We start from the raw sequence: 15,200 nt of genomic DNA on the forward strand, positions 1-15,200 counted from the left end.
ATGAACGATTGGAGCTGGACCGACCCGGCCGTCCCCGACCGCGACAGGATCGTGCTGCGATATGTGCTGGAACGCTGGGCGGCGGAACGGCCGGACCAGACCTATGCGGTCTTTCCCGGCGGTGCGCGCTGGAGCTTCAGGGAGACGGCCGACCGTGCCCGGCGGTTCGCCACCGGGCTGGCCCGGCTGGGCGTGGGGCGCGGCGATCGGGTGATGTCCTGGCTGCCCAATGGTCCGGATGCGCTCTGCACCTGGTTCGGGGCCAACTGGCTGGGGGCCGTCTATACGCCCATCAACACGGCCTATAAGGGATCGTTGCTGCGCAATGCCATCGACATCGCCCGGCCCCGCGTCCTGGTCTGCCATTCCAGCCTGGCGCCGCGCCTGGCCGATGTGGGGCTGGACCCGGCGGTCAGGGTCGTGCTGATCGACGCGGTAGGGGATGAAGGCCCGCACCGGGGCCGGTCGAGCCTGGATGGCGACATCGATGAAGCTTTGCTGCGGCTGGCGACGCCGATCGAGCCGTGGGATGAGCAGGCCATCATCTACACCTCGGGCACCACCGGCCCGTCCAAGGGGGTGCTGAGTTCCTATTGCCATGGCGCCACGGCGGCACTGGCCGCGTTCGAGGATGTCGATGCAGAGGGGTTGCGCTATCTGATTACCCTGCCGCTGTTCCATGCCGGCGGCACCATTGGCACCATCGGCACGCTGCTGCTGGGCCGGTCCATCGCCCTGCCCGAACGGTTCGAGACGGCGCGGTTCTGGGACATGGTGCGGCAGACGGGGTCCACCTGCTGCACGCTGCTGGGCGCCATGGCCACCTTCCTGGTGAAGCAACCGCCGGATGCGGGTGACCGCGACCATGGTCTGCGCTGGGCCTATATCCTGCCGCATGGCACCGCCGCGCGGGATTTCGCGGCGCGGTTCGGCGTGGCAACCCGCACCTTGTTCAACATGACGGAGATTGCGGTTCCCATCCTGTCCCCCCTGAACCCGGCCGATGCCGAAAGCTGTGGCCGGGCGCGGGCCGGTGTGACCCTGCGGGTGGCCGACGCCCATGACCGGCCGGTGGCGGCGGGGGAGGTGGGGGAACTGCTGATCCGGCCGGACCGTCCCTGGTCGCTCTCGCACGGCTATGCCGACAACCCGACGGCGACGGCGTCGGCCTGGCGCAATGGCTGGTTCCACACGGGCGACCTGTTCCGCCAGTCGGACGACGGCGAGTTCTATTTCGTGGACCGGGCCAAGGATGCCATCCGCCGGCGGGGGGAGAACATCTCCTCCTACGAGGTGGAGCGCGAATGCCTGTCGCACGCGGCGGTGCGCGAGGCGGCGGCCTATGCGGTGGCCAGCGACTATGGCGAGGACGAGGTGATGGTGGCGCTGTCGCCGGCACCCGGCCATGCGATCGACCCGTTCGCGGTGATCGCCCATCTGCGCGACCGCATGCCCTATTACATGGTGCCGCGCTTCATTCGGGTCATGGCCGAACTGCCCAAGACGCCGACGGCCAAGATCCAGAAGCCCGACCTGCGGGCCGAGGGGCGCACGCCCGACACCTGGGACCGCGAGGCCCATGGGCTGATCATCAAGGGGGAGAGGATCGGTGGCTGAACGGCCCGTGATCGATATCTGTGCCGTGCATGGCGACCGGGAGGTGTGGGAAGCCTACCTGACCGGCTTCGCCCTTGCGGCACCCGACTATCTGCGGCGCTTCTCCGCCCCCCTGGCGCGGCGCGCCGGGGTGGAGGAGGGCGATTATCTGCGCCGTCTGGCGGCAGACCCGCTGGCGGCGGTCCATCATCTGATCGATGCCGGCACCGGCTTCGACATCGCCGACGAGACCTATATCGAGCGTCTGCGGGCGGCCGGTATCGGCCATCAGGTGCTGCACGGCTTTCCCTGGCGCGGGCGCGGCGGGGTGGATGCCAACCGGTCGATCGCGGCGCTGGCGGCCAAGGCGCCGGACCTGCTGACCGCCTGGACCGGCGTGTCGCTGCGGGCACCGGCCCAGGCGGCGCGCGAGATGGAAAGGGCGGCGGCGGAATGGAACATGCGCGGCGTCTCCGTCTCCCCCTTCTGGGAGGGTGTGTGCGCGTCGGACCGCAGCCTGGACCCGATCTATCGCACGGCCAGCCGGCTGGGCTTGCCGGTCTGGATCCATGCCGGGCAGAATTTCAACAATACGCTGCCCCTGGATATTTCTGATGTCCGGCATATCGACCGGGTGGCAGCCGCCTTTCCCGATCTGCGTATCGTGATCGGTCATGGCGGCTGGCCGTGGATGGCGGATAGCGTGGCCATCCTGCAAAGGCATGCCAACGTCTGTCTGGAATTTTCCAGCCACCGGCCCCGCTTCATGGCGCGTGCCGGATCGGGCTGGGAAGGGGTGCTGCTGCAGGCGGGCGGCGCCCTGCGGGGCCGGGTGATGTTCGGGTCCGCCTTCTGGGTGTCGCGGCTGGACGCGGCGGCCCTGGCGGCGGAGGTGGCGGACCTGCCCCTGCCGGACGGGGTGGCCGATGAATGGCTGCACGGCAATGCCGCGCGGCTGCTGGCCGGGGCCGGCCGGCCGCTTTGATTGACAGGGATGGCGCGGTGGCGGCGGGTGCGCGGATGCGCCTGCGGACCCTGGTGCCTGCCGATGGAGGATGTGAGATGGCAGAGGCTTATATCGTGGACGCGGTTCGCACGGCCGGCGGGCGGCGGGGCGGGCGTCTGAAGGACTGGCATCCCGCCGACCTGGGCGCCGCCGTTCTGGACGCGCTGGTGGACCGCACGGGCGTGGACCCCGCCGCCATCGATGATGTGATCATGGGCTGCGTCAGCCAGGTGGGGCAGCAGAGCTTCCATATCGGGCGCAATTGCGTCCTGGCGTCGAAGCTGCCGGCCAGCGTTCCGGCCGTCAATATCGACCGGCAATGCGGTTCCTCCCAGCAATCGGTGCATTTCGCGGCCCAGGCGGTGATGTCGGGCACGCAGGATCTGGTCATCGCGGCGGGCGTGGAATCCATGACGCGGGTGCCCATGCTGACGGCCACCACCCTGGCCGAGGCCCATGGCTATGGCTCCCCCTGGAGCGACAGCATCCGCGCGCGCTTTGGCGTTGACGCCTTCAGCCAGTTCACGGGGGCTGAGATGATGGCCGAACGCCACGGCATCGGCCGGGCGCAACTGGATGCGTTCGCCGTGGACAGCCATCGCAAGGCCGCACAGGCCACGGCGGCGGGGGCCTTCACGCGCGAGATCATCCCCCTTCCGGTCACCGGCCCCGACGGAACGGCCGAATTGCATGCCCGTGACGAAGGGGTGCGCGCCGATGCCAGCCTGGAAGGGGTGGCGGGGGTGAAGACCCTGACGCCGGGCGGCACGGTGACGGCCGCCAATGCCAGCCAGATTTGCGACGGGGCCGCCGGCTTGCTGATTGCCAGCGGCGCGGCGCTGAAGACGCATGGCCTGACGCCGCTGGCCCGCATCCGCCATCTCTGCGTCACGGCCGGCGATCCCGTCATCATGCTGGAGGAACCGATTCATGCCGCGCGCAAGGCGCTGCAGCGGGCCGGCCTGTCCATCGATGATATCGACCTGTTCGAGGTGAACGAGGCCTTTGCCGTGGTGCCGCTGGCCTGGCTGGCGGCGACGGGGGCCGACCCTGCCCGCCTGAACGTCAATGGCGGCTCCATCGCGCTTGGCCATCCGCTGGGCGCCACGGGGGCCAAGCTGATGGCCACGCTGGTCCATGCGCTTGCCGCGCGGAGCGGACGGCGGGGGCTGCTGACCATGTGCGAGGCGGGCGGTATCGCCAACGTCACCATCATCGAAGCGATGTGAGGATCAGACATGGAACTGAAGGACATCGCCGCCATCGTCACGGGCGGCGCCTCGGGACTGGGCGCGGCGACGGTGCGGCGGCTGGCGGCCGGCGGCGCCCGGGTGGCCATCCTGGACCTGAACGACGCGCTGGGCACCGATCTGGCCGCTGAGGTGGGGGGCGCCTATTTCAAGACAGACGTCACCGATGACGATGGTGTCGACGCCGCCCTGACGGCGGCGGAGGGGCTGCACGGCACGGCGCGCATCCTGGTCAACTGCGCCGGGATCGGGCCGCCCATCAAGACCGTGGACCGGCACGGCACGCCGCATCCGCTGGCGGATTTCCGGCGCATCATCGACATCAACCTTGTCGGCAGCTTCAACCTGCTGTCGAAGGCTGCGGCGCGGCTGGCCGGTGCCGATCCCATCGGGGAGGAGCGGGGCGTCATCATCAACACTGCGTCCGTCGCCGCCTTTGATGGACAGATGGGGCAGGTGGCCTATGCCGCGTCGAAGGGCGGCATCGTCGGGCTGACACTGCCGGCGGCGCGCGACCTGGCCCCACTGGCCATCCGCGTCGTGACCATCGCCCCCGGCCTGTTCCTGACGCCGCTGCTGGCCAGCCTGCCGGCGGCGGCACAGGAATCGCTGGGACGGCAGGTGCCGTTCCCGCCGCGCCTGGGCGATCCGGCCGAATATGCGCAGATGGTGGAAAGCATCATCCGCAACCCGATGCTGAACGGCGAGACGATCCGCCTGGACGGCGCCATCCGCATGGCACCCCGCTGAGCGGCAGGGAATGACAAGAACAGGGAGGAAACCCATGGACCGCGATTCCGCCATACCCGCCGCAGGGGATGCCGACGGCCACGGAACGCCCGGATACAGGGCACTGGTGCTTGCCATGCTGCTGCTGGTCTACATCTTCAACTTCATCGACCGCCAGATCCTGGGCATCCTGGCCGTGCCGGTGAAGGCCGAGTTGGGGTTGAGCGACACGCAGCTGGGGCTGCTGGGCGGTATCGCCTTCGCGCTGCTCTATTCCACGGCGGCGGTGCCGCTGGGCTGGCTGGCCGATCGGACCAGCCGTACCTGGGTGATCACCGGCGCCCTGGTCGTCTGGAGCGGTTTCACGGCGCTGTGCGGGGTGGCGCAGAATTTCTGGACGCTGTTCCTGTGCCGGCTGGGGGTGGGTGTGGGCGAGGCGGGGGGCGTGGCCCCGTCCTTCTCCCTGATCAGCAGCTATTTCCCGGCCCGGCAGCGGGCCCGGGCGCTGGCGGTCTATTCGCTGGGCATTCCCATCGGGTCGGCGCTGGGCGTGCTGTTCGGCGGCTATATCGCGGCGCATATCGACTGGCGGGCGGCCTTCATCGTGGTCGGTCTGGCCGGTGTCCTGCTGGCCCCCCTGTTCCGGCTGGTGGTGCGCGAACCACGCCAGCGCCAGGCGGCGACGGCTGTCGCCGCCGACCTGCGGCTGGGTCCCGTGCTGGCGACGCTGGCGCGCAAGCCCAGCTTCTGGCTGCTGGCCTTCGGGGCCGCGTCCAGTTCCATCGTGGGCTATGGGCTTGCCTTCTGGGTGCCATCCGTCCTGCAGCGCAGCTTCGGCCTGGACCTTGTCGGCACCTCGCAATTCCTGGGCGCCCTGCTGGCGGCGGGGGGCATCGCCGGCGTGATGCTGGGCGGCGTGCTGGGTGACAGGGTGGGGGCCGGGAACCGCCGGGCGCTCGCCCTGCTTCCCGCCCTGTCCTTCCTGGTCGCCGTGCCGCTTTTCACCATGGGCATCATGTCGCAGACCTTGTCGTGGGGCATGTTCCTGCTGATGCTGGTGCCCATGGCATTGGGTTATGTCTGGCTGGCGCCGGTCATCTCTGCCGTGCAGCATCTGGTGCATCCGCGCATGCGGGCGACGGCGGTGGCCAGTTTCCTGTTCATCAACAATCTGCTGGGTCCGGGGCTGGGCACCTTCATCCTGGGCTGGATGTCCGACCTGCTGCTGCCGCTTTATCCGCAGGACGGCCTGCGTTATGCCATGCTGTTGAGCCTTGGTTTCTACCTGCTGGCGGCCCTGCTGATGGCGCTGGCCGCGCGCACCCTGCCACGGGATTGGGTGGAATAGCGCCCAAGGGGCACAGACCATGAGTGGCGATTTTTTCGGAGAAAGGCTGGAAGGCGATGTAGCACCTGCTTATTGAAAAACATCCTCACTAAAATTTGCATGGACGTTATTCAGGATAGATTGTCCGCATGACCCTTGAGGTTCTGTCAAAAACCTTACATTAATGCGTGGTAAGCCGGTTCAGATCGGGTCTATGTAGGGTGGATCTTTTCCGGGGGCGAATGGTAATTATATTATTGCGATAGGTGCATGGTTGAAAAATTTTCGCACCAACGGAATTTTAGCCATTACAGTCCTGATCTCGGCTGTATCCGATCCGGCGATGGCGCAGGATGCTGGTCAGATATTGCGTGATGTGGAGCGTAATCTTCCACGCAACGAGCCAGCCGCTCCCTCTCTGCCTTCCCTTGCTCCCCCCGCACCGGAAGCCGAATTTCTGAAAGAGGGAGAGACGGTCCGCGTAACTGGTTTTCGAATTGTTTCGACCCTGATTCCGGAGCAGGAACTGCAGGCACAGTTGACGTCCTATATCGGGCGTGACTGCACCTTGGGCGATCTGCGTGAAGCGGCAGCGAAGATCGCCCGGTATTACAGCAAGCATGACTATCTCGCGCGGGCGGTGCTGCCCAGTCAGACGCTGGAGAATGGTATTGTCACCATCCAGGTGCTGGAAGCCCGCGTGGGTCGGGTGCTGATCGATCCCAGCAGCAATACCCGTCTGGACCCGGACCGGGCCGCCGCTTTCATCCATGCGCAGAATGCCGCCGGGGAGCCGCTGCGGCCGAGCGCGATTGCCGAGGGCGTGTCCAACCTGACGCAGATCCCCGGCATGCAAGCCCTGGGTGTGCTGGACGCGGGGGAGCAGGATGGCACGACCGATGTTCGCCTGAAACTGCTGGAACCCAAGCCGGTGAACACAACCCTGCTGGTCGATAACAGTTCGGTCCGCGAAATCGGTGATGTCCGTGCCCTGGGCATGATGACAGTATCGAACACACTTGGTGTCGGGGAACAGCTCGCACTGACCGGCCAGATCACCAAATCCTCCCGCTACATGCAGGTGTTGGTAGGCGCGCCGGTGATGGACGGCGCGTATTGGTTTGAAGCCATGGCTGGCGCCCTGCGGTACGAGGTCGACAGGAAGTATAATGCTGCGACGCCGAAGGGCGATGCGCAGACGGTGGCGTTGAATGTGCGCTGGCTGGGGCTGCGGACTTCGTCGGATCCGGTCAATTTTGCGCTGGGTGCCGAACATAAATGGACCAATGACCGGGTGGCCGGCCTGGAATCTTCCGATAATGGAGTGGCGGCGGTTACGTTTGCCGCCCATCGCCGCATGCGTGACGCCTGGATGGGCGGTGGGGCCTTTGTCCTGGATGGACAGGTGAAGGCGGGTTTTGTCGATTTGTCCGGAAACCGTACCAACAAGGAATTCGACAAGGCCACTGCCCGTACCCAGGGCTATTATGGCAAGGCCAACTTTTCGGTGGCGCGGTTTCAGAACCTGTGGACCGATGGTGATGCCCGCATCACGCTGTCGGCCCAGGTGGCCACGCGCAATCTGAACAGTGCCGAACAGTTCACCCTGGGGGGGATTGGCGGTGTGCGTGCCTATCCTGTCAATGTGGGCAATGGTGACCAGGGTGCCTTGCTGAATGTCGAGTTTGGCCACCGCGTCACCAATGATCTGCGCCTGTCGGTACACTGGGACGCTGGTGTCATCGAACAGCACAAGAACACCTGGGATGGGTGGCAGGATCTTTCCTCTCCACATAATCAGTATGTGTTGCAGGGGGTTGGCGCAGAGGTGCAATGGACGCCGTTCCGCAATGTTCAGGCGCGGGCCTCTGTTTCGCATCATGTCGGCAATGATGGCAGCCGGCGCGTAACCAGTGCGGACTTGGATAGCCGGCGGAGAGACCTGCGGGCCTGGGTTCAAATGGTCGTGACGGTGTAAGGAGCGGATGATGAAGACCGGCCCGGCCCCCCGCATCCGCCCCGTTCTGCGCTCCCGCCTGTTGCTCTGCACGGCCATGCTGTCAGTGGCACAGGCGCTTACGCTGCAGGCCATGGCCGGTTCTGCGGCGCCTGATGCGCTGCCCACGGGCGGACAGGTACAGTCCGGTGTCGCCAGCATCACCACGTCCGGCGCGGTGATGAATGTCCAGCAGACAACGGACAAGGCCATCATCAGTTGGCAGCAGTTCAATGTCGGCTCCGGCGCGTATGTGCATTTCCAGCAGCCCGATGCCCAGTCGATGACGCTGAACCGGGTGCGCGGTGCCGGACAATCATTCATCGACGGGATGATCACCGCCCCCGGCACGGTCATCCTGGTCAATCCCAACGGGGTCGTGTTCGGCAGTGGTGCCACGGTCGATGTGGGCGGCCTTGTCGCTTCTACCCTGGACATTGCCAATGAGGATTTCGAGAAGGGCCACCTTGCCTTCGGTCGGGGCGGCTCCGATGGCGCCATTGTCAACGAAGGCAGTCTGAAGGCGCGTGGGGGTTCCGTTGTTCTGCTGGCCTCGCAGATCACCAACCGTGGCCTGATCCGGGCGGAACTGGGATCGGTCATCCTGGCAGCAGGCGAGACGGTGACTCTGACGCCGGATGGCGGGGTCCCGCTGAAGGTCGAGGCATCGCTGCTGCGGGCGGAAATCGAGGCCGGTGGCATCATCCAGTCGACGGGTGGTGCCATCTATCTGACCGCGGAGGCATTGAACCGTGTCAATGCCGGTGTGATCAAGGCGACCGGCGTGATGGAAGCCACCGGCCTGTCCTCAAAGGGTGGCCAACTGGTGCTGGAGGGCAGCGGCCCCATCACTTTGCAGGGCGCCACGCTGACGGCCAGCGGCGCTGCGGGCGGCGGTACCGTCCTGGTCGGGCGGGCCGATACCGCCTCCGTCACCATGGATGCCCAAAGCCGCATCGATGCGTCCGCTACCGACACCGGCAAGGGGGGCACAGTCATCGTCAACAGCGAGGACACCCATGTACAGGGTGTACTGCTGGCCCGTGGCGGGGCGCTGTGGGGTGACGGTGGTTTTGTCGAGACGTCGGGCCATGAATTGGCGTTCGATGGGGTGCGGGTTGATGTCGGGGCGCCAAAGGGCAAGGGCGGTTCCTGGCTGCTGGACCCGTTTGATCTGACTGTTAACGCAGCCTATGCCGCGGCCATTCAATCGGCCCTGGCTATGGGCAGCGTGACGCTGCAGACCACCAATACCAGCGTGACCAGCACCGGAGTGGCAGCAGGCGGTACTACCAATGCCAGCGGTAATGGCGATATTTTTATCAATTCCGGTATTACCTGGACCTCGGCCAATTCCCTGACGCTGGACGCCTATCGTGGCGTCACTGTCAATGCCGCCATGTCCGGCAGCAGCCTGTCGGTTGTCACCAATAATGGTGGTACCGGCGGGCGCTTTGCCGCCAACGCCCCGGTGGATCTGACGACGGGCCTGGACATCAATGGTACCGCCTATACGATGATCACGTCGGCGGCGGACTTGGCAGCCATCAGTGCGACGGGTTCCTATGCCCTGGCCAGCAACCTGACGCTGTCCGGCGCCTGGACGCCCATCGGGTTTAACAGCACCGGCGCCAACGCCACGCCTACATTTGCCTTTGGGGGCACGCTGGAAGGGCTGGGCCACACAATCAGCGGGCTGACCCTGAGCCAGGCCGGCTGGTCCAATATCGGGCTGTTCAGTTCCGTCGGCAGTACCGGGTCGCTGGCCAATCTGGTGCTGACCGGCGCCACCATCAGTGGTGGGGTGCCGACGTCGGCCACGACGGCCTGGGGTTTCCTGTCCGGGCGGATGTCCGGCACCGTTTTCAACAGTTCCGTCAATGGTACCATATCGGGTTCCCGCCTTGTTGGCCTGGGGGGGCTGGTGGGTGTGCTGAATGGCGGCACCATCCTTAACAGCAACGCCACGATCACATCGGCAAACGGCTCCGGCATATCAGCCATGGGTGGTCTGGCCGGGCAGGCCACGGCCAATTCCTACATCAGCGACAGTTACGCCAATATCAGCTTCGTCCTTGGCGTGTCGAATGTGCGCGTCGGCGGGGTGGCGGGCGACGCCAATGTACTGACCGTACTTAATTCCTACTCCACCGGTACGATTACCGCCACCACCAGCACCAGCAGTTTGACGCAGTATATTGGCGGGCTGGTCGGGATCAACACCAACGGCACGATCGCCAACGCCAATTCAGCGGTCAATATCGGGCTCCAGAATGCGTCAACCCGCATTGGCGGCTTGGTCGGCAGCAGTTCAGGTCTTATCACCAACTCTTATGCGACGGGGAATATCACCCTTGGCGGCACCGGCAACCAGTATGTTGGTGGCTTGGTTGGCGTCAATTCCCAGACAACCGCCACCGTTGTCAGTGCCCGGGTTTTCAACAGCTATGCGACCGGCGATATCGCGGTTGGTAACCCGGCGGCAACTGTGGCCTCCGCGCAATATGTCGGGGGGCTTGCCGGGCATATGCAGAATGGCATTGTCAGCGGCAGCTTTGCCTCTGGCACCGTTTCGGTTGGTCGTTCCGCCACCTATGTCGGCGGGCTGGTCGGATCGGCAGAGGCCTTTAACCTGACTTCATCGTCGGTGCTGGGTAGCTTTGCCACCGGGCAGGTTATTGGGGGCTCCGTCTCCAGCAATGTCGGCGGGCTGATGGGGCGTGTCTTTGGCAGCATCCTCATCGGGGCCTATTCGACCGGCAGTGTGACGGCCGGCGTCGGGTCCACCGCTGTCGGCGGCCTGATCGGGCAAGTCGCCACCAGTGGTACGGTTTTAGCCACGGTTGCCAATGTCTGGTCCAGCAGCCCGGTGACGGCGGCCACCGGCGTTTCCGTGGGCGGTCTGGTCGGCCTCATGGCCAGCAGCACGGTGCTCAACGCCTATTGGGATACCAGCAGCTCTGGCCAGTTGAATGCCTATGGCACCAGTTCTGGCGGCAGCTTCTCCGCGACCGGGTTCAGCGGTGCGGCTGCCTTTGCCTCCGCTACCTACAGCAGTTTCGATTTCACGTCCGTTTGGTACCAGATCGAGGGTGCAACCCGGCCCTTCCTGCGGGCGCAGAATTGGACCACCATTGCCAATGCCCACCAGTTGCAGGCCATCGCCATCAACCCGTCTGGCACTTACGTCCTTGGTAAGAACATTACCATGGCGGAACTGGCCAGTGCCTCCAGCCTGTGGAACATGGCCACCGGCTTCGTACCCCTCAGCCTGTCCGGTTCGCTGGATGGTAATGGATATACCATCAGCGGCCTGACCATCAATCAGACCGCCTCGGGCAGCCTGGGCCTGTTCAGCACCATCGCCAGCACCGGCTCGGTTTCCAACCTGGCCCTGACCGGGGCATCGGTTTCCGGTGGTGGGAATAATCTCGGTCTGCTGGCCGGGGTGAACCAGGGTACCGTCAGCGGCGTGATGGCCAGCGGCACCGTTACCGCCCTGGGCAGCAGTATCAGCTATGTCGGCGGCCTGATCGGTTCCAATAGCGGCACGATCAGCGCCAGTTTGGTGACTGCCACCGTCAACGCCAGCAATAGATTGAGCTTTGCCGGCTTGTTGCTGGGGCATAATAGCGCGACGGGCCAGGTCCTGAGCAGCGGGGCGGTAGGCAGCCTTTTGGGCGGCAACAGCGTACTTGTCGTTGGCGGGTTGGTCGGTCTGAACGCCGGTAATGTCTCTGGCAGCACCGTGCTGGCCCGCATCCTGGTCGGCGACAATGCAAGTTCGGTTGGTGGCCTTGTTGGTACCAACCAAGGCACCATCAGTAGTAGCGATACCAATGGGACGGTGCAGGCGGGTAACGGTGCGATACAGGTTGCCGGTCTGGTGGGCACCAACAGTGGCGCCGTCAGCACATCATATGCCATCGGCTCCATCAGTGTCGGTTCTGCCGCGATGCATATCGGTGGTCTTCTGGGCGGCAATGGTGGAACTGTAACCAATTCCTATGCCAGTGCGTCCGTGCAGGCCGGCAATGGAGCAGAGCATGTCGGTGGGCTGGTCGGGTACAATGACGGCACGGTCATCCACGCTTATGCGCTGGGTGGTGTGTCGGTCAATGGCACGGGCACGAATGTCGCCGGGTTTGCCGGCACCAATGCCGGTACCATAACCAATGCCTATGCCGTTGGCAGCGTGGCGTCGGGGAGCGGCTCCAGCAATGTTGCCGGTTTTGCCGGGTTCAACAGCAGCCTCATTGCCACCGCATACTGGGACCGCTCCACCTCGGGTCAGACCGTTGGCTTTGGCGCGGAAGACGCCGCTTTCACAGCCATTGTCGGGTTCAGCGGAACCGCTGCCTTCAGCTCCGCGACCTATAACAGTTTTGATTTCACCAATAGTTGGTATCTGGTCGAAGGCTACACGCGCCCCATCCTGCGCGCGGAATACAGCACGACCATCGGCAATGCCCACCAGTTGCAACTGGTGAACCTGAACCTGTCCGCCAGCTATACACTGTCCCGTGATATTGACATGGGGGAGGTGCGCCGCGCATCGGGCGTGTGGAACACGGCCACGGGCTTCCTGCCGATCGGTTTCAGCGGCAGCGGTAGCAACGCCACGCCGGACAGCTTCACCGGCACCCTGGATGGCCAGGGCCACGCCATCAACAACCTCTATATCAACAATACCGGCATCAGCAATGTCGCCCTTTTTGCCTCGGTGGGCAGCGCTGGTGTGCTGACCAGTGTCGGTGTTTATGAGGGCACGGTTGTGGGCGGCGGCGGCAATGTCGCCCTGCTGGCCGCGACCAATGCCGGCACCATCCTCAGCGCCTATGCCACGGGTACATTGAGTGCGACCAGTGCCGCGCAATATGTCGGCGGGCTGGTTGGTGCCAATACCGGCACCATCAGCGTCGCTTATGCCACTGCCGGTGTTACGGCTGGGGCCAGCGCCACGGCTGTCGGCGGGCTTGTCGGCTATAATACCGGCTTCATCAGTACTGTCTTTGCCAGCGGCGAGGTGTCGGCCGGGTCTGGAGCGGTAGGGGCCTTTGTCGGTGACAATGCCGGCACCATCGCCAATATCTATTGGGACAGCAGCACCAGCGGCCAGACGGTGGGGGCAGGCGGCGGTACCGGCAGCTTTGCCGGCACCGATGTCAGCGGCACTGCCGCCTATGCCACGGCCACCTATAGCGGGTTGGACCTGACCAATACCTGGTACATGGTCAATGGCTATACGCGGCCCATGCTGCGGATGGAATATTCCAAGACCATCAGCAATGCCCATCAGTTGCAGCTGATCAATCTGGACCCGACGGCGCAGTATCAGATCATCGCCGACATCACGATGAGTGAACTGACGCGCCCCGGCAGCCTGTGGTCGTCCAAGGGGTGGGTGCCGCTCGGGTTCAATACGGCGAACGCCAACAATTCGCCCACCTTCTTCAATGGGGTGCTGAATGGTTGGGGCCGCACCATTTCCGGCCTGACCATCGCCAATGCCGACTACAATAACGCGGGGCTGATTTCTTATATCGGGACCACCGGTGTAGTTTCCAGCCTCACCCTCAGCAATGTTTCCATCAGCAGTGCCGGTTCCAACCAGAATATCGGGGCGCTGGCTGGCAATAATGCGGGCACGGTGACCAATGTCTTCGTGTCCGGTGCGCTTGACCTTGGGGCTAACAATAATGCTGTCGGTGGCCTTCTTGGCATGAACGTTGGCCGCGTTGTCAACAGCGCCGCCAATGTCAGCCTGCGTTCCGGGCAGACTGCATCCAATGTCGGTGCGTTGATTGGTCAGAATATCGGCTCGCTCTCCAACGTTTATGCCTCCGGCTCTATTGTCGTCGATCTAAATTCCTCGAACGTTGGTGGGCTGGTTGGTTTCAATAGCGGTGGAACCATCGTCAAGGCTTACAGCACAGCCAGCATCAATGCCGCACCGAACGGTACCGCCATCGGTGGTCTGGCCGGTAATAATACAGGGTTGATTTCCGCAACCTATGCGGCCAACAGCATCAGCGCGCTGGCGGGCACAGGCGTTGCTGGTCTGGTGGGTGGTGGCAGCGGAAGCGGTACGGTCATTGATAGTTTCTGGGATGTCACGAAGTCTGGCCTGACGGCGGGCGTCAGCAACAGCAATATATCCGGCACGGTCACGGGCCTTTCCACATCTGAATGGTTCAGCAACGGCCCGCTGGCGCAGTCGGTCTTCAGCAGCAATGACTGGGTGCAGGGCTATCCCTATCCGATCTTGAAGGCGCTGCCCTACATCACGCTCACCGGTTCGGGCGCCGGTACCTATGGTCAGGCTCCGGGTTCTGTCAGTGTTGTTAGCGCGATTGACCAAAATGGAAACAGCATTACCAGTGGCATTTCCACGGTGGGGCTTACCTGGGCGCCGGCTTCTGGTAATACTTCGGTTGGTACTGCCGTTATGGGCGGCTCTGGCGCCACCTATTCAGGCGGGCTTTATCAGTTCGCCTATAACGGGAACCTGACCATCACGCCTGCCGCGCTGACGATCACGGCCAGCGGCGTGACCAAGACCTATGGCACCAGCGTCAGCGTTACTGCATATACAGCCTCCGGTCTGGTGACGGGTGACAGCATCGCCTCTGTTATTCTGACCCCCAGCGGGGGAACCGATGCTACAGCCGGCGTCGGCACTTACACGATCGATGCTTCCGGTGCGACGGGCACGGGTCTTTCAAACTATTCAATCACCTATGCCAATGGCACATTGGTAGTCGATCCGGCAGCTTTGACGATCACAGCCACTGGTGCAACGAAGACCTACGGCAATTCGATCAACCTGACGGGCTTCACCAGCTCTGGTCTGGTAAATGGCGACAGTCTCAGCGGTGTTAGCATCACTTCTGGTGGTTCCGGCACGCTGGCCAATGCCGGCAGCTACAGCATCGTGGCGTCGGGCGCGGTTGGCACGGGTCTGTCTAACTACTCGATCACCTATGCTGACGGTACGCTTGTGGTGAACCCTGCGGCACTCGTGATCACGGCAAGTGGCGCGACGAAGACCTACGGCAATTCGATCAACCTGACGGGCTTCACCAGTTCTGGCCTGCTCAACGGTGACAGCATCAGCGCCGTCAGCCTCACCTCTGGTGGTTCTGGCACGATTGCGACTGTCGGCAGCTATTCCATTGTGGCCAGTGGCGCGACAGGTACTGGCGTATCGAACTATTCGATCACCTATGCAGACGGTACGCTTGTGGTGAACCCGGCGTCGTTGACGATCACGGCGTCGGGAGCGACCAAGACCTA

General features: G+C 64.1%; 7 protein-coding genes. All 7 read left to right on the forward strand.

The features are described 5' to 3' along the window. The gene (locus ACM9LZ_RS23960) at nucleotides 1-1,617 is read left to right on the forward strand and encodes an AMP-binding protein (RefSeq protein ID WP_416622046.1); all 1,617 of its coding nucleotides are present in this window, start codon (nucleotides 1-3) and stop codon (nucleotides 1,615-1,617) included. Continuing rightward, a complete protein-coding gene (locus ACM9LZ_RS23965; RefSeq protein ID WP_416622047.1) occupies nucleotides 1,610-2,581 on the forward strand; it encodes an amidohydrolase family protein in 972 nt (323 codons plus the stop codon). Before ACM9LZ_RS23960 ends, ACM9LZ_RS23965 begins: the two co-directional genes overlap by 8 nt. Before the next feature lie 77 nt (nucleotides 2,582-2,658). Then, entirely contained in the window at nucleotides 2,659-3,831 is a 1,173-nt protein-coding gene (locus ACM9LZ_RS23970) for an acetyl-CoA C-acetyltransferase (RefSeq protein WP_416622048.1), read from the forward strand. Between the two features lie 9 nt (nucleotides 3,832-3,840). Beyond that, nucleotides 3,841-4,602, forward strand: a complete 762-nt coding sequence (locus tag ACM9LZ_RS23975; RefSeq protein ID WP_416622049.1) for an SDR family NAD(P)-dependent oxidoreductase — start codon at nucleotides 3,841-3,843, stop codon at nucleotides 4,600-4,602. Nucleotides 4,603-4,636: 34 nt separating this feature from the next. Next, a complete protein-coding gene (locus ACM9LZ_RS23980) occupies nucleotides 4,637-5,929 on the forward strand; it encodes a spinster family MFS transporter (RefSeq protein WP_416622050.1) in 1,293 nt (430 codons plus the stop codon). A gap of 253 nt (nucleotides 5,930-6,182) precedes the next feature. After that, the gene (locus ACM9LZ_RS23985; protein WP_416622051.1) at nucleotides 6,183-7,886 is read left to right on the forward strand and encodes a ShlB/FhaC/HecB family hemolysin secretion/activation protein; all 1,704 of its coding nucleotides are present in this window, start codon (nucleotides 6,183-6,185) and stop codon (nucleotides 7,884-7,886) included. Between the two features lie 7 nt (nucleotides 7,887-7,893). Next, a partial coding sequence (locus ACM9LZ_RS23990; RefSeq protein ID WP_416622052.1) for a two-partner secretion domain-containing protein occupies nucleotides 7,894-15,200 on the forward strand: 7,307 nt, incomplete at its 3' end.

The organism is Niveispirillum fermenti (assembly GCF_048066175.1).
Classification (GTDB): Bacteria; Pseudomonadota; Alphaproteobacteria; order Azospirillales; family Azospirillaceae; genus Niveispirillum; species Niveispirillum fermenti.

Bases quoted from the DNA above. Each gene is read 5' to 3' on its own strand.
- ACM9LZ_RS23960 (WP_416622046.1), top strand. From the start codon at position 1: ATGAACGATTGGAGCTGGACCGACCCGGCCGTCCCCGACCGCGACAGG.
- ACM9LZ_RS23970 (WP_416622048.1), top strand. From the start codon at position 2,659: ATGGCAGAGGCTTATATCGTGGACGCGGTTCGCACGGCCGGCGGGCGG.
- ACM9LZ_RS23975 (WP_416622049.1), top strand. From the start codon at position 3,841: ATGGAACTGAAGGACATCGCCGCCATCGTCACGGGCGGCGCCTCGGGA.
- ACM9LZ_RS23980 (WP_416622050.1), top strand. From the start codon at position 4,637: ATGGACCGCGATTCCGCCATACCCGCCGCAGGGGATGCCGACGGCCAC.